This window comes from Bradyrhizobium sp. 17 (assembly GCF_023073515.1).
In the GTDB taxonomy this organism is placed as follows: Bacteria; Pseudomonadota; Alphaproteobacteria; order Rhizobiales; family Xanthobacteraceae; genus Bradyrhizobium; species Bradyrhizobium canariense_D.
In genome coordinates, this window is record NZ_JADPJQ010000113.1 from 142,744 (window position 1) to 162,341 (window position 19,598).

24 protein-coding genes are annotated in these 19,598 nt (G+C 60.3%); 15 read left to right on the forward strand and 9 right to left on the reverse strand.

Annotated elements, in window-relative coordinates; genetic code table 11:
- On the forward strand, positions 1 to 549 hold the full coding sequence (locus IVB13_RS23320; RefSeq protein ID WP_247490683.1) for a hypothetical protein: 549 nt from the start codon (positions 1 to 3) through the stop codon (positions 547 to 549).
- 6 nt (positions 550 to 555) lie between these two features.
- On the opposite strand, the gene IVB13_RS23325 is transcribed toward IVB13_RS23320, so the two are convergent.
- The 4 genes from IVB13_RS23325 to IVB13_RS23340 form a co-directional block, all read right to left on the reverse strand.
- Positions 556 to 1,137 (reverse strand): RES family NAD+ phosphorylase, encoded by a 582-nt coding sequence (locus tag IVB13_RS23325; RefSeq protein WP_247490685.1) that lies wholly within the window; start codon positions 1,135 to 1,137, stop codon positions 556 to 558.
- Positions 1,138 to 1,167: 30 nt separating this feature from the next.
- Positions 1,168 to 1,695 carry an antitoxin Xre/MbcA/ParS toxin-binding domain-containing protein gene (locus IVB13_RS23330; protein ID WP_247490700.1) on the reverse strand — a complete coding sequence of 176 codons (528 nt, stop codon included), beginning with the start codon at positions 1,693 to 1,695 and terminating at the stop codon, positions 1,168 to 1,170.
- Positions 1,682 to 2,389, reverse strand: a complete 708-nt coding sequence (locus tag IVB13_RS23335; RefSeq protein ID WP_247490702.1) for a hypothetical protein — start codon at positions 2,387 to 2,389, stop codon at positions 1,682 to 1,684. The genes IVB13_RS23330 and IVB13_RS23335 overlap by 14 nt, the downstream gene beginning before the upstream one ends.
- A 450-nt stretch (positions 2,390 to 2,839) precedes the next feature.
- Positions 2,840 to 3,706 carry a hypothetical protein gene (locus IVB13_RS23340; protein ID WP_247490704.1) on the reverse strand — a complete coding sequence of 289 codons (867 nt, stop codon included), beginning with the start codon at positions 3,704 to 3,706 and terminating at the stop codon, positions 2,840 to 2,842.
- Between the two features lie 1,044 nt (positions 3,707 to 4,750).
- On the opposite strand from IVB13_RS23340, the gene IVB13_RS23345 reads away from it, so the two are divergent.
- Together IVB13_RS23345 and IVB13_RS23350 are read left to right on the forward strand one after the other, a co-directional pair.
- Positions 4,751 to 5,179 (forward strand): hypothetical protein, encoded by a 429-nt coding sequence (locus IVB13_RS23345; protein WP_247490706.1) that lies wholly within the window; start codon positions 4,751 to 4,753, stop codon positions 5,177 to 5,179.
- Between the two features lie 108 nt (positions 5,180 to 5,287).
- The gene (locus tag IVB13_RS23350) at positions 5,288 to 5,650 is read left to right on the forward strand and encodes a hypothetical protein (RefSeq protein ID WP_247490708.1); all 363 of its coding nucleotides are present in this window, start codon (positions 5,288 to 5,290) and stop codon (positions 5,648 to 5,650) included.
- Between the two features lie 511 nt (positions 5,651 to 6,161).
- On the opposite strand, the gene IVB13_RS23355 is transcribed toward IVB13_RS23350, so the two are convergent.
- Positions 6,162 to 6,479 carry a hypothetical protein gene (locus IVB13_RS23355; protein WP_247490710.1) on the reverse strand — a complete coding sequence of 106 codons (318 nt, stop codon included), beginning with the start codon at positions 6,477 to 6,479 and terminating at the stop codon, positions 6,162 to 6,164.
- 568 nt (positions 6,480 to 7,047) lie between these two features.
- On the opposite strand from IVB13_RS23355, the gene IVB13_RS23360 reads away from it, so the two are divergent.
- Positions 7,048 to 7,326 carry a hypothetical protein gene (locus IVB13_RS23360; RefSeq protein ID WP_247490712.1) on the forward strand — a complete coding sequence of 93 codons (279 nt, stop codon included), beginning with the start codon at positions 7,048 to 7,050 and terminating at the stop codon, positions 7,324 to 7,326.
- A 196-nt stretch (positions 7,327 to 7,522) separates the two neighbouring features.
- A complete protein-coding gene (locus tag IVB13_RS23365) occupies positions 7,523 to 7,828 on the forward strand; it encodes a hypothetical protein (RefSeq protein WP_247398498.1) in 306 nt (101 codons plus the stop codon).
- Positions 7,829 to 7,991: 163 nt separating this feature from the next.
- Here the strand turns inward: IVB13_RS23365 and IVB13_RS23370 are convergent, their stop codons facing one another.
- Positions 7,992 to 8,555, reverse strand: a complete 564-nt coding sequence (locus IVB13_RS23370; RefSeq protein ID WP_247490715.1) for a DUF5625 family protein — start codon at positions 8,553 to 8,555, stop codon at positions 7,992 to 7,994.
- 315 nt (positions 8,556 to 8,870) lie between these two features.
- Here IVB13_RS23370 and IVB13_RS23375 point away from each other — a divergent pair, with 315 nt between their 5' ends.
- Genes IVB13_RS23375 through IVB13_RS23395 form a run of 5 tightly spaced genes read left to right on the forward strand, consistent with a single transcriptional unit; the run spans position 8,871 to position 12,044 of the window.
- Positions 8,871 to 9,116 carry a helix-turn-helix domain-containing protein gene (locus IVB13_RS23375; RefSeq protein WP_247490718.1) on the forward strand — a complete coding sequence of 82 codons (246 nt, stop codon included), beginning with the start codon at positions 8,871 to 8,873 and terminating at the stop codon, positions 9,114 to 9,116.
- Positions 9,106 to 9,732 (forward strand): hypothetical protein, encoded by a 627-nt coding sequence (locus tag IVB13_RS23380; protein WP_247490719.1) that lies wholly within the window; start codon positions 9,106 to 9,108, stop codon positions 9,730 to 9,732. Before IVB13_RS23375 ends, IVB13_RS23380 begins: the two co-directional genes overlap by 11 nt.
- Positions 9,725 to 10,204 carry a hypothetical protein gene (locus IVB13_RS23385; protein WP_247490721.1) on the forward strand — a complete coding sequence of 160 codons (480 nt, stop codon included), beginning with the start codon at positions 9,725 to 9,727 and terminating at the stop codon, positions 10,202 to 10,204. The genes IVB13_RS23380 and IVB13_RS23385 overlap by 8 nt, the downstream gene beginning before the upstream one ends.
- Positions 10,205 to 10,216: 12 nt before the next feature.
- The gene (locus tag IVB13_RS23390; protein WP_247490723.1) at positions 10,217 to 11,653 is read left to right on the forward strand and encodes a virulence-associated E family protein; all 1,437 of its coding nucleotides are present in this window, start codon (positions 10,217 to 10,219) and stop codon (positions 11,651 to 11,653) included.
- A gap of 1 nt (position 11,654) precedes the next feature.
- Positions 11,655 to 12,044, forward strand: a complete 390-nt coding sequence (locus IVB13_RS23395; protein ID WP_247490724.1) for a hypothetical protein — start codon at positions 11,655 to 11,657, stop codon at positions 12,042 to 12,044.
- A 23-nt stretch (positions 12,045 to 12,067) separates the two neighbouring features.
- Here the strand turns inward: IVB13_RS23395 and IVB13_RS23400 are convergent, their stop codons facing one another.
- On the reverse strand, positions 12,068 to 13,510 hold the full coding sequence (locus tag IVB13_RS23400) for a tyrosine-type recombinase/integrase (RefSeq protein ID WP_247490726.1): 1,443 nt from the start codon (positions 13,508 to 13,510) through the stop codon (positions 12,068 to 12,070).
- 345 nt (positions 13,511 to 13,855) lie between these two features.
- Here IVB13_RS23400 and IVB13_RS23405 point away from each other — a divergent pair, with 345 nt between their 5' ends.
- The 5 genes from IVB13_RS23405 (at position 13,856) to IVB13_RS23425 (ending at position 16,903) form a co-directional block, all read left to right on the forward strand.
- Positions 13,856 to 14,434 carry a methylated-DNA--[protein]-cysteine S-methyltransferase gene (locus IVB13_RS23405; protein ID WP_018456084.1) on the forward strand — a complete coding sequence of 193 codons (579 nt, stop codon included), beginning with the start codon at positions 13,856 to 13,858 and terminating at the stop codon, positions 14,432 to 14,434.
- A gap of 9 nt (positions 14,435 to 14,443) precedes the next feature.
- On the forward strand, positions 14,444 to 15,283 hold the full coding sequence (locus tag IVB13_RS23410) for an AraC family transcriptional regulator (RefSeq protein ID WP_018456083.1): 840 nt from the start codon (positions 14,444 to 14,446) through the stop codon (positions 15,281 to 15,283).
- A 56-nt stretch (positions 15,284 to 15,339) separates the two neighbouring features.
- Positions 15,340 to 15,699: a VOC family protein gene (locus tag IVB13_RS23415; protein ID WP_026233083.1), complete on the forward strand. Its 360-nt coding sequence runs from the start codon at positions 15,340 to 15,342 to the stop codon at positions 15,697 to 15,699.
- A gap of 195 nt (positions 15,700 to 15,894) precedes the next feature.
- Entirely contained in the window at positions 15,895 to 16,296 is a 402-nt protein-coding gene (locus IVB13_RS23420; protein WP_018456081.1) for an SRPBCC family protein, read from the forward strand.
- A gap of 100 nt (positions 16,297 to 16,396) precedes the next feature.
- A complete protein-coding gene (locus IVB13_RS23425; protein WP_026233082.1) occupies positions 16,397 to 16,903 on the forward strand; it encodes a hypothetical protein in 507 nt (168 codons plus the stop codon).
- Here the strand turns inward: IVB13_RS23425 and IVB13_RS23430 are convergent.
- Together IVB13_RS23430 and IVB13_RS23435 are read right to left on the reverse strand one after the other, a co-directional pair.
- Entirely contained in the window at positions 16,900 to 18,345 is a 1,446-nt protein-coding gene (locus IVB13_RS23430) for an MATE family efflux transporter (protein ID WP_085349691.1), read from the reverse strand. The genes IVB13_RS23425 and IVB13_RS23430 overlap by 4 nt on opposite strands.
- Before the next feature lie 161 nt (positions 18,346 to 18,506).
- The gene (locus tag IVB13_RS23435; RefSeq protein ID WP_204513160.1) at positions 18,507 to 19,556 is read right to left on the reverse strand and encodes a hypothetical protein; all 1,050 of its coding nucleotides are present in this window, start codon (positions 19,554 to 19,556) and stop codon (positions 18,507 to 18,509) included.
- Between the last annotated feature and the right edge of the window lie 42 nt (positions 19,557 to 19,598).

Sequence of the window (19,598 nt, forward strand, 5' to 3'; positions counted from 1 at the left end):
ATGCCTCTTACTGACATTTTATCGCGAACTCCGCCCCCGGAAGACGCCCGCGCAACGATGGAATTTGAAAAGATGCGCTTCGAGCTGTCGTGGCGATATTTCGACCTTCATGCGCGACAGAGAACCCAGCTCTTTCATTTTTTTGTAATCTTGTCGCCATTCGTATTTGGCGGATGCTTCTACCTTCTTAAGGAGCGTACTTATCTCGGTTATTCTCCCAGCATAATTGCTCCATGTGCCGGGGGCCTGCTCGTCCTGGTGTTTCTTGGGCTTGATCGGCGAAACCGACAAATGATCGACGTTGCCGAGCGCGCTCTGATGCTGCTCGAACAGCAATTCCTGTTCGCCGATTATAGACGGCTCGATGTTGAGGGCGCCACATTTCCCGGACTGTTTACAATAGAGCACAACGAAAATGACAAGACAGCTCTGGGAAAACTTCGAGGGCATACTGCTTTGATTTCGGCAGTTTATCTGCTCTCGCTCGCCGCCTTTGCCGCTCTCGCTGCTTATGCCTACCTGATCTTCACGGGCACTGTGAAGTTATAGCCAAAATCACGGCAGCAGTTGATGCTGCACGTTAGCACCGTCAAAACTAAATCGGACCGTTGTCGTGATCGATGCAGCCGACAGAGCTGGCTCGGAGAATATCGGCACACAAATCCCACCCGGGTTTCGCGCCGACGAGGCGTAGAGGGCATCATTGCCGGCAGCACGGGCTTCTGTCGCGAGCGCCCGGCAGTATGTGTAGCCTGCCTCAGTCGGACTCACGAGGTCCGTATGTTCCTCTTCGTGTCCAGCCGTCACCAACGTCGAGCCTGTGAAGGTCACATGCAGAAACTGATAATATCGTTGTTCCGTCACGGCGAAGCGCAAATGGTGCTTTATCTCAGCCAAGCACGTGGGTTCATCGACCGCTGTGTAGAGCGCCGGAAAGTGGGCCGTGTTAAATCGTTGAGGCGGAATCGGCGTGCGCGCGAACGTGAAGCGGATTGCATCGGCGGCTGTTATGACGGGGCCAACAGCGAGCAGCGCCGCCTCAACAGCATCCAGGTCTTCAAGCGGAATACCTCTCGAAACCAGAATCGCATTGAGGTTTCTAGATGGAACAGAGACCAAACGGGCGACGTTGAGCACTCTGTGCTCGCTTGCAAAACCGGCAAGCACTTAAAGTCCTCGTTCAATCATTACCAGGTCGTGCACGCGAATCATGCTCAACATCCTCCCGTCGAGCATGAAGTCCAGGGGCGTCGCGCCACCAAGTGTCGCGTGAGGCCGCCTCAGCCAATCAATCTCGGCATCAATCGAATCGTTGTACAGTGCAGCTAGCCCAATGCTGATGCTCAGCACGTATCCGGTTCTGTCTCGGATATCTTGCGAGGGACGGGTTCGCCCCATGAAGATGGGTTGCGCGGCCCGTTCATCACCGCCATACCCGAGGAGCAAAACCTGCTCAGCCTGAGAAAGCTTCCAGCGCTCGCAAGTGCGTACAAACCCCTCGATTGCTCCTCGCCGAACATTCAGGTTCGCATTTGGGCGCAGCAGCACCGGCGTCCACGGCGCCTCTCCTAAGCCCTGAGAAAGGCCACCAAGCTGAGCGCGAGCGATGGAGGGATAGTTGCCGTTCGCCGGCCTCAGCTCGCGCTGTTCTCGCTGCGGCGGCTCGAAGGCGACAGCCTCATTACGAAGTGACATTGTCGATCTCCAGATCAAGGCCGTTGAGGCAGCGCTGTGTGAGAGACTGCATAAACTGCGCTTTTTCGAGGAAAGGCTTCGAACCCTCGGTCATCGCCAACGTCGAATTGATTGAGCCGAATATCGCGGTGGAAGACAGAGCGCTCGACTCAACAAAAGCACTGCTCCGAAATCGACCGTCTTCCGATACTACCTGAAACTTCGGACCAAAGGTGATCTGCGATGGATAGTCCTTGAAGGAATCGCTCACGGACTGAAACACGAACCGTTCAAAAAATGCGCTTACCTGATCTTGCGAACCGAGATCGAAATGGCAAAGGTCCTGTACTTCAGCGCGACCAAATTTGAGTTCGGGAAATGCCGCGGGAAAATTGTCATGGACGGCCCCCATGATCTCGTAAATCAGCGGAAGGTCGCTACCGGTGATACCCGGAAAATCGAATGCGATTCGGTCGGCAAAAAGCGTCACTGCCGAGCTTCCGCCATAGACATTGTACCGGGCATACACCTCACTCAATCGCGAGCTTGGATTGGCGCTCAGCTCGGAAGCTTGAATATTCAGCCGCTCTGCTAGCGCGCCATGGAGCGACTTAAAGAAGCGGGGCGGCAGGTCTCGCCATTCGAGCGCGATGCCGTCGAAATACTGCTGGACGTGGATGAACTCCCGCAGGACCTTATACCTGAACTTTGCCACGGTGATCTCGCTTCCTCTGCCCTTGCTAATGTAGCCAACGGGCCGGCCTGCTGCAATGCCGACAGAACTGCGCTTGATAGAACCAGTAAATACGACCGGTCTTGTTAAAGGGTGGGGATGCTAGCGCTATGCCGGGAGAAAGATGATCGGCCTAGACTTGCGTAGCTCGCCCTTCTAAGGCCCCTGCCCAACGCGTGCCTGAAAGCCATTTCCTCCGGCATGCGCAGCTCGCGACCCTTGGCGGGTGCCAGCGGCGACACGACCCGGAGACCCAGTAGACGCGGCCGGCTTTGCGGCCGCGTTCCTCGAAGGATCCACCGCTGTCCATACGCGGTTCGTCTGCCGATGTGTTCACGATCGCGCAGAAACGTCACAAAGGACCTCCCTGGCTCGGCTGGACGGCACCTGAAGCCCGCCGCACCGCACTGCCGCAAAGCTGGCCCGCTGCGGCTACACGCGCCCCTGATAAGCGGCCCGCATAAGCTCCAGCAACAATTTTTTGTGCTTGGCAATGTCGTCGGCACCAAGGGGAAGGCGATATGACTGATAGGTCTCGTCATAGTCCATCGTTTCGAGACCGGCCTGCTCTATCTTTGCATCTACATCGTCCGCCCGTGGTAGCCGAATCTCGGCTCGGATGTGTTTCTTCTTAGGACGGAAGATTACAAAGTTGAATGGCTGCCCCGCTCTGGATAGGCCGATGTAGATTTTGTTGTACTTCAGCTCCAAGGATTGATCGATCTCGCGCGCGATCGACAGCAGTTCGTCGGCGAGCTGGACGGTCGCTTTGGTGCCCTTATTTTCCCAATAAGGCCGATCGGTGGGGGTCGCTGCCGCATCTTCATCTTCGTCCACTGGTCCCCGGGAAAGTTCGTCCATCACTTTCGTAAAGACCAACGTGGTGTGCTGCCCGACTTGGAGAGCCTGCATCTGCAGAGCGATCAGCGGAATAAAGCCATTGAAGAGCGACACGACGTTGAGGAAGCGGCTGGTTATGTCCTCCGCCACCAACACCGCACAATGATTATACTGCGGGTACCGCTTCCGTTCGATGTCCCAGTACTCTACCGTGCGGATGATGTGGGTTTCGTCGGTCGGACCAAGCTGTACCTCTACCTCGTAGCGCTGCTTTCCTTCCGGCTGCTGAAGCAAAAGGTCTAGTCGACCCGCCCGGGGCTGCATCCTTTCCTTGTCACGGAGCACAAGGTCGCCAAGGCCGAGAATATTCGGGTCGCTGGCGATCAAGTCTTGCACCCACCTCTCGTTCAGCTCTGGATGCAGCTTCAACGAAATACGTTCTGCCTTTGTGAATTGCATCGATCGGTCCCCAGCCAAAACAATCTTCTTGTTGGGCAAAGGCAATATGCCAGCGGAGGTATACAATGGCTTTGCATGAATGGCTTAACGGCCACTCGAAGCCTCGAAAACGAGTCGCGGTGAATTTTATCTCAACTGCGCTCGACCGACTTTCGGGGTTTCGCCCGTCTTTCTTATTTTTTCGATTTGGACGTTCCGTAGAAATCGAGAGCTTACGCTAGGGCACACAGTGAACTTCGGAGACGGCCGCTAAGCTGGGTCCTACCCCGTGGCTGCTCCACGGACTTCCTCGCTCCTCCTATGCGCAGCGTAATCTCGGGTGACCTGATCTCGCTCAGCACGAGATCGCTGTTCGTTGGCGTCAACGATTTCCTAACCATGATATTGCCCAAGCCGGAGGCAACGTGGCCCATCTTGGTTAAGCGGGTTCGCATAGTACCCGTTATGGAATCTTTTGCGCCTCGCGCAAGCCGCGTGCCAGCCTGTTTGCTGAGCAAATGCATGGCTCGCGCCGATCCGCCCCAGCCATGTGCCCGACGCATTAGGGATTTGTTAACTCTCGCATAGGTGGTGGTCGTAAGTGCACAAACGACCTCAACTACACTTCGGTATTTCCGAGATGTAGGCGAGTGTTCGGACCACCCGAAAGAAGGCCTTTGATTAAAATTGTTCGGAGACCACGGCGCGCGCGAGCAAGGGCGAACTGAAAGTAACCCTTGCGATGTTCACGATTGATTTTGGTTAATTGCTAAGGTTAACGGCCCACTTTTGGCGACCACCGAGCGCTCGATCGCCAATTATCAAAACCCGGGCTCCATTTTGTCCAAAAAGCCCATAGTGCAACGAGCCCTTGTGACAGCAGTGACACCTGTGACCCCCATTTCCCGGACCCCTACCATATAGCCCTACTGAAATACCGTAGTTCGTTTGAGCCTCTATAGAGGTAGGTGTCACAAGCGTCACGGCGTCACGGGCAGAGATTAGGCCCGATACTCACATGGTGATCCGCTCGACCACGTCGATCACCCCGGCTACCCTCGCGGGATGACACGGCGACCCCCTCCACTCCTCTCCGGCGGCGATCGAAAGGCCTACACGAAAGAGTTGGCCAAGTCGGAAGCCATGACGGTCATCTTTGCTGAGCGATCGGCCGAGCGGCGCGCACAGGGCGAGGCGTTGATCCGCGAGGCCGACGATCTTCTCTGCCAGAGCTGGAATGAGCGCCGATGGTCGAAGCCGGCCGCTCCCGTCGACCCATCTCCGATGATTACGCAAGCCCTCAATGGTGGCTACCCAATCTTGGAACTCGAATGCTCGCGCTGCCACAACGCGCGCACCGTCGACCTTGCCGAGCTACGGCGCCCACCGACAACCTTTGTCCATGATCTCGCCTCGCGACTCGTGTGCAGCAAGTGCCAAAAAGCTGGCAAGCGCCCAGCCGCTACACTGAAGCAGCTCGCCCGGCGAAAGTGACCAGCCCCAGCCGAGCTCTCAACGATTCGCTAACCGCCAAATGGTCTTCCTCTTGCATTGGGGCAGGTCTGTGCCACTTTTAGGCACAACCTCGCGAGATAATGTCAAATGAGTGCTACCAAACGCCGGCCTCGTCAGGCTGATACCAATCTCGTCTATTCCGAGATTGTGTTGGTTTGTCTCGTGGTCTGGCACTATTGGAGCTGGGATGCTGCGCTGATTACGGGCGTCGCGCTCACTGTGCTCTTGGTTCTGATTGCGCAACTCAGCGGAGACGACAGCAATTTTGCGTGCGCCCTATTGGGCATCGCATGGGCCTCTGGCGCGCTGTTTCTTCTGCTGAAGATCAAAGCCTCGGTTGTTACATGCGCGATCTTCGTTCCGCTTGCAGGAATGTTCGGCTACGCGGGTCATCTGGCGGCGATCGAATATATCCGAGCGACCGCTTCCGACGCTACTCCATCTACCTGAAGCTTGTAGTGCTAGAGTGTGAGCCGGCCTTTAGCCAAACACCTAACGCTTCCCGCGCGCCAGGACCGTCCAGACAGGCGACAACCCGTCCCAGCCGCGAAGGCGTCCAGAGAACCGCACCTTCAGCCCGGCAGATGTGATGCGCTCGACAACGAGATGCAGCGCGATCACGTCGCCGTCCGACAGCTCTACGCATCCGCGCTTCCGAGACCACACCGCTCCGGGGAAGTGAAACAGATTCGCCTTGAGCCATCGGCCGCCGCGCTCGGACAGCGGCTGGACGTCGACCCGCGCGCCGGCCCTAGGCCGTAGTTTAACATCTGCCCGGCGCAGCCAATTCGGTATCCAACCCATGCGTCCGACTAGCCGTTAGCTCCAGACCTGTCCAGGCTCGTCTACCCGAACGGTTTCGTCGCTCGACGCCGAGGACGTCCGCTCTTCGGAATGGACCGGAAGTGAACCGCGGCGCGCCAGAGCGACGCGATTGACCCGAAGCTGACTTTCGCGCCTTTCAGCGGGGCGCTCTCGCCTTCATCAAAACCAAAAGGTGAGAACCAGCGGCGATCAGTGAGAAAAGGACTATCCCTAACTCAGCACCATGCACATGCTGCGGGGCATATGTCGAAGCCAACCAGATGAAGAGGCGAACGACCGCCATGAAGGCGATCATCCCCCACAAAGCGAGCCATTTCGGAGCGTTCCAGGTTGGTTCACCATTCGCGCTCCACTGCATAGCGACGCGCCCGCTCTCGATACGCGGGCCAAGATAAAGGTTTAGCGCTACGACCAATGCGATAGCGAAGCCAAAAACGTAATCTGCCGGTACCATTCTCTGCGCTTTCCGAAAACCGATGAGGCTATCCAGATCTGGCGAGGCGTCCCACTCTTGTTTAGATGGAACTGCTCGCGCATACGCCGTTAACCGGCTCTGCGGCTTTCATCTTCGAACGGCGGACGACTGAGATGTCTCGCGAGACGCCGCTCATTGCCCCATCCGTAGCGCTTTGCGAGTGGAACGTACACAAGGCAGGCTAGGCATAATGCTATCAGTACCACGACGAGGCTGAGGCCAAGGAACATGTAGGCGCTTGACGTGCCCCCAACGACGAGGACGAGCATAAGGATGGAGCGAATGCTGAAAGGCGACATGCCCGCTAAAGTAGCACGAGGCCCCTCTTAGTTGGCAGCTCTGTCACGATTAGGGTTTGCGGACTATTAAATCCGCTTATGGCCCGTTGCTGACCTTCGCTTACAGGCCCGCCATGTCTGCCTTCAGGAGATAAGCCGAGCCGAGGTCAAGCAGGTGCCGAAGTCAGCCTGCGACCCAAGCCAGACATACATTGCTTTTTCAATAGCACGTTGAGCCCTCCTAAATCCTGAGGTGGTAGCTCTGTTGCATGGAATGGATTTTCGCGTTCCTAATTTTATTGTTTCTTTACCGTCGCACGACGCGTGCTGGCGACCGGCTTGCGGAATTGAAGCCAACGGGCATGCTGCGTTCGCCGCTATTCTACGCCCAGACTGCGCTCCTTTGCGCTCTATTGATGCTCATGTTTGCCCCGGCTTATTTGCCGCACGAACAGTCGGCAGTCGTCGTGTATCTTGTGGCCCTAATCACCGTGATCACAGCGCTCCTTTTTGTGCGCCGCGCATTGAAGTGGCGCTACCCCATCTGAGGCGATCACTTCGGCAATTGGCCCATCGCTTCCGTTGGCGGGGTATCGGTGCATGTCGGCTCACAGGAGCAGACCGGAAGTTCGCACCCGAGCGCCAGTTCGTCGCTGGTGACCCAAATCGGACGATGAGCTTGCCCGCATTTGAGCCCCATTGTGGGAGTTCACTTACGCGGTTCTCCTATCAATGGATGCGCAAATGAGAATTGCGGTAACGCTGTTGCTTGCAATCGTGCCTTGGTCGGCTTCGGCAGAGATAGGGCAAAACGAGAAGCTGCGTGAGATCATTACCAATCTCAAAGCTTGTGTCCGAACGCACGCACCTGAGGTTCAGGAGCCCGCCGACAAGGTAAGCGGCAATGCCGTCGACTACTTCATCAAAGTGTGTAGTCCTCCCCTAGCTGATCTTGACTCTGCAAAAGTGGGCGTTGCCCCTCCTGGCGTACTTCGAGTCACGATTACAGAAGAGTGGAACACCATCGAGGGAGAGACACGCACACGCTGAGGGTCAACGGCTTCGCTCTTGAATGTCGCCTTTTGGGCCCATCGCGTCGTTTGGCGCACTGCATCGGCAGGTCTGGAGTCAGGAGCAGAGCAGAAGTAGTTGTCTCCGACGCGGACCGCCGCCTTTGACCCATAGCTCACTTGGACCGCCGCCTGCACGACGACTATTTTCCCGAGTAAGTGAGCTCGATCTCGGTCCGGAATGGAGCTAATGCCGACACTTCTATCAAGGGCGTAATGCTCAGAGTGTAGAGACCCTCATCCAGCGGCAACAAGGCGAGTTCACGAGCGCGGGAGAAAGCTGTTGATGCGACGATCCCGTCCGAATTACCCGTCTGATCATGCACGACGCGGTTCTCCTGATCCCGGACGGTTACGCGAAATGTCGTCGGCAGCTTGCCGGGAGGCGAGCCTGCGTTGATCGGTTGTGCGACGGGACCGCCAAGGAGAGCCGCAAGAGCAGACTCCTCCTCTGCTCCCGTGAAATACACGACGAGGTTCAGCTGATATCGCTTCTTTGCGATGATGCGGGCTTGAAAGGTGAAGGGTCTTCCCTCGACAAGCAGCACCGGAACGGAAAATCGCGGGATGTCATGGTGCGCCCATTTTAAGTATTGGACATACGGAGGTTCGCCGTACACCCAGCCCCCAGCAACTCGGAAGACACCGGCTGCCAGCAGGAAGAGCAGTACCGCACCAAGCGTTCGATGCCACGTCCGCGTCCGCATCGCTTGCTTGTGCTACAGGCAGTCCTAACCTCTGGTAAACGGGCCGCCGCTTCTGCTTCTGGCCCTTCGCAGACCTGAACAGCGGGTCCGATGATGTCCGCTCACAGTGGCCGAGCAGACCATCTACCCTGCACCCGCCGACTTCCGAGTTTGCCCAATAGACATATCAACGGCCGCCTTTCTCGTCAGCCGTTCTTCTTGAAACCTCCCGCATCGGTAGCCTCGAACGCGCGTCTAATTGGTGGTTTGGACGTGGGTAAATTCTGATCGAAAACGCTAGTTGTCGCCGAATCCGAAGAGCGCGATAATAGCGGCATGATCAAAGTTGAAGCACAACCCATCGCAGTGAGCCTGTTGCGGGCAGCCGAGCTTCTCGGCGTGCACGAGCGCCACATCTTGAATGCGGTCAGGTCGCACGAGCTGCGGGCCTATCAACGCGGCATCGCTGTGCGCGTGTTGACGATCGATCTCGTCGACTGGGTTCGCAAGCATTGGAAGCCGCGCCGTACGACGAAGTCGCGCCAGCCGCGGGAACAAAAGGACAAGCAACATGCCGATTGAGCATACCTACCGTGATGGACGGACTGAAGCCGAGCCAATGCTACGGGAAGCGGGCGTGCGCCCCAGCGCGGTGCTCGAATTCCTCGATCAGCAGGCTCCCCAATTCGTTCACGTCTATGACGCAGCGAGCGGGTCAAGCGAGTTGGTTTACCGCGGCAGCGATCCGGCGTGGAATGGTCTCTCCCTCGCAGAAGCCATCGCGACGCTGAAGGATACCCGGCCTCACTATTTCTACGCTGAGGCTGATGAAATGGCCGTTCTTGCCGAAGCCGCCTTCGGCGAGCGCCCGTCATTGACGGCGCGCGGCAAGTTGAGAAACGAATTAGGAAGCCAAGCCGCGTATCTCGAAATGGCTGAGCGGTGGGGCAGTGACGGCGTGAGCTTGACGCCCGGCAAACGTCCCGGCTCCGTCGTTGCAAAGAAAGACAGCGACGACAAGCCGATCGCAGAGACCCGCAATAACCCGTGGCATGAGTCGTTCAAGGGGGATCGGATCGCGGCGCAGACCTCGATTATCCGCATGTCCTCAAAAATGGCTATCAGCATGGCGAAGTCGGCGGGCGTCACACTCGGCGGCCATCCTTCACTCGCAACAGGGGACACTGTCCATGTCTAAAATTCTCATCAACGCTCACCTCTATACATGGGGCATCCCGCCCCATCGTTATGAAGCGCCAACGCTGCTCACGTCAGCTCAGATCGCGAAGCTGGGCGACACGCTGGACAAAAGCGCCGGCCTGCCCGACTGGAGCTCCGCACGTCAAGACGCGGAGGTTCTCTACCAAGTCGCGCTGCGCGATCGGATGTGGCATGTCCTGCGCAAATTCGAACTCAGCAAGCAGACGCCGAGGTACATGGAAGCCAAGCGCCTGAGCGCCGAGATCGATGATGCACAATTCGCACTCGATACGGCGATCACAGCCCGAGAACTCCTCGACGCTCGCGCCGCGCTTGAGCTCGCGCGCGGCCAGCACAAACTCTTAACGCGGAAATACTTCGCGGGACGTCGGCAACGCGCGGCTGACGAACGGGCCGGAAAGAATCTCGTGACGCTTCGCGGCGTGACGTATCGACGCCCCCGTCACTGAGGAACTGCACCAATGGCAAGCCGCAAAATGAAACCGGAAGAACTGGCTGAAGCCGACGATATGGCCAATGCTATCGTTGTGCTGGGAAAAGGCTCACGCCTTAATCCGATCGAGCCGATGCCCATCGATTGGCCAGTAACCGTTGGCAAGGGCAAACCCGACAAGAATTCGCAGTTGAACGCGAGCGCGGTCATACAGGCGCTGGGTCTCGATTGCCGTCTCGACGTTTTCCATCAGGAATACCTCGTCAGCGGTCACGCGCTTTCGCAATTCGGTGGCAGGCTTCAAGATCACGTCGTGCGGAAACTTGTAGAGGTCGGTTGGCAGGTCACTGGCCACGAGCTCAGTGAAAAGGCGTACAGGAGCGGCCTTCTCCGCGAATGCGAGCAAAACGAATTCCATCCGGTGAAGGACTATTTGAAGAGCCTTCACTGGGATAACGAGCCGCGGCTCGACAGATGGCTGACGACGTATCTCGGAGTAAAGGATACGAGGCTTGTGCGAGCGCAAGGCGCGATCGTCCTCACTGCGGCGGTTGCACGCATCATGAAGCCAGGCACCAAATACGATCACGTTCTCGTGCTGGAAGGCCCGGAGGGCGCGCGCAAATCGAGCGCTGTGCGCATTCTCGCCAACGGCACATTCGACGGCGACGACAATTTTTCGGAATCCAAAATTCTCGGCGAGGACGAACGCAAGCAACAGGAGCTGACGACCGGCAAATGGTTCTATGAGCTCGCGGAGCTTGCTGGCCTCCGGAAGGCGGATCAGTATGCGCTGAAAAATTTCGTTACGAAGCAAACTGAGCGCGCTCGCGCCGCGTATGCTCACTTTCTAACAGAGCAGCCGCGAACTTGCGTCTTCATTGGCTCGTTCAACACCGATGCAACCACTGGCGAGTTGGTCGAATACCTTAATCCCGGAGATCAGCGCCGGTGGTGGCCTGTTCGCGTCGGGACTGTCGACATCGAGGCGCTTCAGCGCGACCGCGACCAATTGATGGCTGAGGCGATGATCGCTTATGATCTCGGCATGCCGCTGTATCTCGACAAGGCGCTTGAGGCAGAAGCGCGCGGCGAAGCGGCACGACGTGAGATGGTTGACCCGCTCGCCGATACTCTGTCAGACGTTGACGCAGCCGCACTGAAGGTGCTGGATGAGAAGGTGGCGCCGAACGGGGCGGGTGTCTCGATTGCGGATCACAATGGCGGCAAGCTTCTGACGATCGGTGACGAAGCCAAGCCTTCCGCATTCATCACTCACTCGGAAATTTGGGTATCGGCCAAGCACGTAACTACGCTCGCTCCTTCCAGCCGCCAGAGCGACGGCAAGGGCATCGCAGCGGCTATGCGCAAGCAGGGCTGGATTCAAGTGCGAGATCGCCGGACAGGCTCCGTAGAGCGCGGTTACGCCCGCGACCGCGATGATTTTTCAGACCTAGGAGTTTGAGATGCGAGGCTATCCCCTCCCTCGCTTTTCTTACGATGTGCCTGAGTGGCTTTGCGCCCTGCTGGACGACGCGATTTATCAAGCCTACAAGGCAACGGACGGCGCCGATCCGAACTCATCTGCGTTTGAAGATGCTTTCTTCGCATCGTTGATCGAACAAGCGCCGCTGGATTCCGTCGCGCGACATCTCGATGCCGACACGGCGGCAACGTTGGCGCGTGCCCTCAACCACCGCGTCGCGCGAAGCGCTCGCATGAGCGGTCGCGCGCGGCCCAGTGAAGTCGAGTTACAACGTGAGACGTGGGTTCGAGTGCAGCGGCCGGAGGATGATCCGGAGCTAGACACTATCCTGTTCGGAGAGGCCTCGAAGAGCGACGCTGTCAACGGCTAACGTCAAAAGCGCGGAGCCGAAGATTATCGCGTTATCTCGGCTGGCTTCTTGCGTGGTCCTAGCACCTTTCCACGGCGCTTACGCGCCGAAAGGCGTTGCGCCTTGGCCAATGCGTTTGCGTCGCGGTCGGCCCTGACCTCCGCCGCTGAGAGTGACTGCGCGAGCCCTGCCGCGATCTCCCATTTCAGCGTCAGCGCGTTAAGTCCCAGGAGTTCGACAATGCGCCGTGACATGCGCGCCTGCTCTTCTCTCATCTTCGGGCCGTTCGCCAAGATCAGCGTCGCGATGTATTTTTGGGAAATGCCCTCCGGGGCATGCCCCATCATGAAGTGGCGGATCAGGTCGTCTATTCCGAGATCAGCTGCAACGGTCGAATAAGTGTGTCGAAGCATGTTACCGCGCGCTGGCAGCTCGTCACGATGTCCCGCCTGAGCACATCCGGGGAAGATGAGAGCATCAGGGGTGACGGGGTAGCCAAGCGCCTCGGCCGCCTTGCGAGCCATCCTCAACACGGCGGCGATCTCCTCGCTCACTGGAATCACAATGTCTTTACCTGCCTTAGCTTTGGCGATGATGAGCGTCCGTTCGTTGTCGGAATATGCTTCCCATCGCAGCCGGGCTAACTCACCGGGTCGCGGTCCAACTAGAAGTGCCGTCAGATGATAGGCTTGACGGATCGCATTATCGACCTTCCGCCATGCCTTCAGCCATGCGGGGAAGCTCTTAAATGGTAGCGCGTCCTGCTTTGCGCTCTCCTCGTTGAACTCTACTGCAGATGTCGGGAGACGTTGCGGCAATGAAACGTCGAGCCGAGACGCCCGCTTGTAAGTCGCCCGGATCACGCGGGCGCAATGGTTTGCTGAGACCGGCCCGTTCCTCTTCGTGATTTCCGCATGCCACGACGAGACAGCACCCGGGCTCATCGCCATTTCGGCAAGCGTCCATTTTGCGAACTTAGGGAGAATGATCCCATCGCCGAGCATTTTGACGTTGTAAAACCAACGTGGTGGCTTACCCCGCTTCTCCGCCTTACTCTTGAGATATTCGAGATAGGCAGCGAAGGCGATTTCGAACCTGATCGAGCTTCGCTTGTTCGGCGCAGCTTCCCCAGTATGGACGTTGCCAACCGCGATCTCAGCGGTCTTGCGCGCATCCTCCGTGTTCATCATCGGCCATTCGCCGAGCGTCCTGAAAATGGTCGTGCGGACCCCCTTCTCGCGACGTCGGCGCCTGAAGCGCCAGATAGTCCGGTTAGCACCGACAAAGACGAAGAGCCCCTTTACGATGCTGTCGGGATACTCGACGCCTTCCGATCGCTCGTTCTCCACACCGTGGCTCCTCCGGTCTGCCACGTCGCTATCGGCGAACTCCCGAAGGGCTTCGATGTGATCATCTGTGAGCTTTCGCGGCGCTCTTTCGGGAGCTTTGCGAGCCTTGCGAACCGCCAATTTTCGTGTGGCCATCATGTGGACAGTATCCGGCTTTCGGACCGGCTCCCGTGCTCTGCGACAGGATGATGGTTAGCACGAAATGCTTCAAATGCAGGGGGTTTTTGCGATTTCGAGGGACTTTGGAGGCACTAGGTAAACGGCAATTTTATGCTTGGGAAGCTGCCGTTCTACCATTGAACTACGCCCGCGGATGCGCAGCTTGCGCCCGCTCTGATTAGCCGAGACGGCGCATCTCGCCAAGCGCTTTGGCGCAGCCCGCCCGCCCCTTCTTAAGTTTCCGGTACGATTTTGGGTGCGGCGGATTGTGGCGGTGTTATGGTCGCGGTCTGGGGAGAGCGTACGTTGCGTGGGGGCGTGTGTATGGTGGGGCATGGCTACGCGATATTCGACACGACCATAGGGCGCTGCGGCATCATCTGGAGCAGCACCGGGGTCGTCGCCGTGCAGTTGCCGGAGGCGCGGGAGATCGACACCCGCCGCCGGATTTTCCAGATCCATCCCGAGGCACGCGAGCAGCGGCCTTCCGCGAACGCCGAGTTCGCGATCGAGGGCATCGTGAGCTTGCTGCAGGGCAGCGATGCTGATTTTTCCGAGGTCAGCCTGGACGCGAGCGGGGTGCCCGGCTTCAACCGGCGGGTCTACGAGGCGGCCTGCGCCATCCCGCGCGGGGAGACGCGCACCTATCACGAGATCGCCAAGGCGCTGGGCGCCTCCGGCGCCGCGCATTCGGTGGCACAGGCGATCGCGAAAAATCCCTACATGCTGATCGTGCCCTGCCACCGGGTGCTGGAGGCCGGCAATTACACCGACCGGCTCTCGCCCTATGGCGGCGTAATCTCCAAGCGGCGGCTGCTGTCGCTGGAGGGCACCCATCCGATCGCCAGCAAGACGCTGTTCGACGTCCTGCTGCCCGTTGCCCCACCGAGACCCTCCACCTAGATAGGGAGGATGGATGCAACAACGCTGCTGACCACCCCCTCGATGACCGTCTCCGAGTTTCGCTGCGACGCGGGACCGGACGACAGCCCGTTTGCGGAGTGCCGCACCGGCCATTCCATCGCCTATGTCCGCGCCGGCAGCTTTGGCTGTCATTGCCGCGCCGGCTTCTTCGAGCTGGTGGCGGGCTCGATGCTGGTCGGCGCGCCAGGCGAGGAATACACCTGCACACATGAGCACGTCGCCGGCGACGTCTGCCTGTCCTTTTTCCTCAGCGAGGATCTGGTCGACGCGCTCGGCGGCCGGAGCGACGTCTGGCAGGTCGGCGCGACGCCACCGTTGCCCGAGCTGATGGTGCTGGGCGAGCTCGCCCAGACGGCGGCAGATGGCAACAGCGACCTCGGTCTCGACGAGGTCGGGCAGATCCTCACCGGTCGTTTCGTCGATGTCGTGTCGGGCAAGGCGCGCAAGCCGACGACACCGACGGCGCGTGATCGCCGCCGCGCCGTGGAAGCCGCGCTCTGGATCGACGCCAACTCGCATGCCGAGGTCGACCTCGAACAGGCGGCACGGCAGGCAGGCCTCAGCCCCTTCCACTTCCTGCGGCTGTTCTCCGCCGTGCTCGGCGTCACTCCGCATCAATATCTGGTGCGCTCGCGGCTGCGGCATGCGGCGCGGCTGCTGACTGACGACGACATCGCAGTCACCGACATCGCCTACGACGTCGGCTTCGGCGATCTCTCCAACTTCGTCCGCACCTTCCACCGCGCCGCTGGTGTATCGCCGACCAAGTTCCGCCAGGCTTCGAAGGGAGAGCGCAAGATTCTCCAAGAGCAGCTTGCCCTCAACTGACTAGGTTCGTCTCCGGCGCGCGCCGATTGTGGCGCGCTTTGGCAATGGAGACGACCATGTACGACCATATCGGATTGCGCGTTGCCGACCTCGACGCCGCCACGCGCTTCTACACCGCGGTGCTGGCGCCGCTCGGTTATGTCGTGTGCTCGAGTGGCGATGGTTATGCCGGCTTCGGGCCGAAGGGCGAGCCGGCGCTGTGGCTGCACCTGAACAAGGGGCGCAAAGCCGATGGCGTGCACATCGCGTTTCGCGCGGGGGATCATGACGCGGTCAAGGCATTCCACAGCGAGGGCTTGAAGAGCGGTGGCCGCGACAATGGCGGCGCCGGCCCGCGCAAGGATTACAGCCCGACTTACTACGCGTCGTTTTTGATCGATCCCGATGGCAACAATGTTGAGGCGGTCTGTGTGTGAACGCGGCAGCCCTCACCACACACACACGCTGTCATCCCCCGGCTTGACCGGGGTATCCAGTACGCCGCAGCTCCTCGATTCAATCACAGCGGCCTCTGGAATACTGGATCGCCCGATGGAGTCGGGCGATGACAGCTGGGATGACGGCGCTATCGCTCGCTTCTCTACATCAAGGAACTCAACCAGGATTGCATCATGGCCTCCATCCACAACGACATTCCCCTCAACGCCCCAGCGCGCGACGTCTGGGATGCCGTGCGCGATTTCGGCGCGCTGCATCGGCGGTTGGCGCCGGGCTTCGTCACGGCCTGCACGCTCGACGGCGACACGCGCATCGTCACCTTCGCCAACGGATCGGTGGCGCGCGAGGTGCTGGTCGATTGCGACGATGCGCGGCAACGGCTGGTCTACGCGATCAACAACGAGCGGCTGAAGCATTACAGCGCCTCGGTGCAGGTGATCGCCGAGGGCGAGGCGAGATGCCGCCTGGTCTGGATCATCGACATGCTGCCGAACGAGCTCGCGCCCTATGTGCAGGGACAGACCAAGGACGCCGTCGCCGCCATACACCGCGCGTTTCCGGCCGCAGCTGCGTGATCTTTCTCACAGAGCCCAGCCCTCGTCCGCAATAACGATGGCGCCGTGCGTCCGGTTGGCTCCGCTCTCCCGGCGGCGCCACGCACGCGAGGAGCAGGCCATGAGAGGTGCGGACAAGGTGATCTGCCAGGCGGCCGCCGTGCTGCTGATGTTTTCGATTTCGAGCGCGCCGGCAAAGGCGCAGTTCTTCGGCGGCGGCGGTGCCGGCGGCGAGGACATAATGACCCAGATGGCGCCGATGCTCGAGATGATGAAGGCCAAGATGGGCAAGCGCCGCTTCGGCATGATGATGCAGACCATGGGCCCGATGATGAGCCGCATGATGGAGAATGGCGGTGGTGGTCTTGGCATGATGGGCGGCGGTGGCATTGGCGGCCTCGGCGCCGGCAACCTCGGCGGCGGTTTCGGCGCGCCCAATTACGGCGGCTACGCGCCGATGGGTGGAGGCGGCACCATGCCGGCCGGAATGGGCGGCATCGGCGGCGGCGATATCATGGGCATGCTCGGCGGCGCCGGTGGCGGCGACATGATGGCGATGATTCCGCAACTGATGCGGCTCGCCAATGTCGGCGGTGGTGGCGGCCATCGCCGCCACAGGCACCGCTAGTCCGCGGCGGCCGACAGAGCCGGCCTGATCGCAGGTTTGGTTTGGCGCGGTCCCCAGCGTGTCAGCACCACGCTGGAGCACGAGAGCAGGCCGAGCACGACCATCGAGCTCGCCGCCAGCCAGAAGAAGCTTTGCGCGGTGGCATCATGCGTCGACAGCCACCAGCCGACAGCCGAGATGTAGATCAGCCGCGCGGTCTGCGCCAGCACCGGGCCGATCACCTTCGCAGCGCCCTGCGACGAGAAATACATCGTCGAGGCGAGGCCGATGAAGGCGTAGAACGGCGCCACTGTCGACAAATATTGGTGGCTGGTGGCGCGCACGGTCGCGCTGTCCGTGAAGATGTTCACCCAGAGATCGGGGAAGGCCGCGACCAGGCACGCCGGTGCACCGACGGCGACGAAGGCGCTCGCCGCTGCGATCCAGGCGATGCGCCGGGCGCGGGCGATGCGGCCGGCGCCGACCGCCATGCCGATCATCGGCACCGAGGCGATGCCGAACGAGAACGCGATCGAGGTCAGCAGGAATTCCAGCCGCGCACCGATGCCGTAGCCGGCCAGGATCGCGGTGCCGAATTTCGCAAGCATGTGAGTGAAGATCGAGATCGTCAGCACCGATTGCAGCGGCGAGAAGCAGGCGATGGCGCCCACTTTGAGGATGTCGAAAAACATCGCCCATTGGATGCGAAGTCCGCGCAGCTTCGGCGTCACGCGGGCGCGGCCGGAGAACAGGTACCAGCCCATCACGCCGATATTCATGCAATAGGCAATCAGCGCGCCGGCGGCGACCCCGCGCATGCCGAATTGCGGCACCGGACCGAGGCCGAGGCCAAGCGTGCCACCGAGCACGATCTGCCAGGCCGCGGAATTGAGGATCAACAGCGACGGCAGCTTCATGTTGCCGGTGCCGCGCAGGACGCCGGCCATGGTGTTGAGCAGCCAGGGCAGCACGGCGCCGCCGAAAAACACCTGGGTGTAGGCGATCGCATGCGTCAGCACGTCGCCGCGGCCGCCGAGCATCTCAAGCACCTTGGGCCCGAAGATCAGCATGCCCAGCATGAAGACGAGGCCGAAGCTGATGCCGATCAGCAGCGCGTGCGCGGCGAGCGTCCCGGCACGCTCGCGATCGCCCGCGCCGAGCGCGCGCGCGATGGCGGAGGCCACCGCGCCGCCCATCGCACCGCCTGACATGGTCATGGTCAGGATCACTGTCGGAAACACCAGCGCCATCGCGGCCAGCGCTTCCACGCCGAGCCGTCCGATATAGGAGGTCTCCGCAATCACGGTGCAGGTGCCGGCTGAGAGCGCGACCACGTTGGGCCAGGCCAGCCCGAGCAGCGTGCGCAGGATCGGCCCGTCCATCAGCGCGCTCCTCACGGGGCGCGGAGGCGGCGGCAGCGGACGCTCTTGTTCATCGACCGGGATTTCGGCGATGTCTGACATGTCCTCTCCGGGCAAAGCGCCATTTCCGGCGCAGCAATGCTTGGGTGTGCCAATGAATTGGTTCGCGCAGGGCGCAACAAGAGGCTTGTTAGCACGACGCGCAGCGATTCCTCCTGCGCTAGGTGCAGGCGTGCCCTGCGGCAGCGCGGTGACGCCGTCGTCTACCCAATCGTCCAGAGCAATGGCGGACGACCGCTCGGTGTCGGGGACAGGTGCACGCCGATGTGCCGGCCGCACCCGGCCGCAAGCCCCTCGAACAACCCCGCCAGCACCTTGGCGCAAGCGGAGTGGTTATCGGCGCCGTCTTCCATCAACCTCCAGCTCTGCTGACGGATTTCGAACGTGCCCTCGGATTGCGTCGTCTCAGCCGCATCGTCCTGCGCGACAAACAGCGCGTTGAGGAACGTCGCGAATTCGCTCGCACCGCCGCGGCCCATCGACAGCGCCGCAGCGACCTCATCGAAATATTGCATCCCGATCAGCTTGCCCGTGAGGTGCAGGAGATAGCCCGCATCCTCCGGACCGAACAGCTGCACCATCACGGGCGCGGCGGTGCGCACATATTCCATCGCATAGTTGCGATAGGCTTTTTCCAGTCTCGGCCTTGGCCAGCTTGCGACCGGCAACGCCGGAGCCGCGGCTGCATCGAACAGCGGGGCTTCGAGGTGCCGCGCGAACACGAGGCGCTGGTCGAGCTCGAGGGGCTGGTCATATTGATAATAGTAGCCTTCGAGCCCGTCCTGGCCGTCGACGCTCTGCTTGGTGCAGACGAACCCCAATCTGGTATCGCCGAGCGCCACGCCGTTGTTGGCGTGCCAGCCGCGCAGCATCGCGCGCGAGACTTCGCCCGGCACGCCGCAGATGGCAGTGCCTTTCCAGATCCAGCGCGGCGGCGGATAGCGGATCCAGGCTTTGCGGTCGCTCTCATACATGTATTCGACGTGCACGCCGCCGATCCAGTTCGAGAGATAGTGATATTGCGCGGCTGCCACGGCGGGCGGCAGATGGCTCAGCCCGAGCTTCTCCAGCCCCGGCAGGAAGCGCTCCTGCTGCTGGCGGCGGAACACGCGAAAGACGAACTCCGCAGCATCTGCCGTGCCGCGACGCGTGACCACGGTGAGGATCAGACCGGTGAAGTAGGCGTGATAGAGATCGGCAACCGCGCGCCAGCGTTTCCATTGAGCTTCCTGCGCGGGGTCTGGTGCGGTCATGTTCGCTCCCGATCGTTGTTCTGATCGAGTGTGTCACTGCAT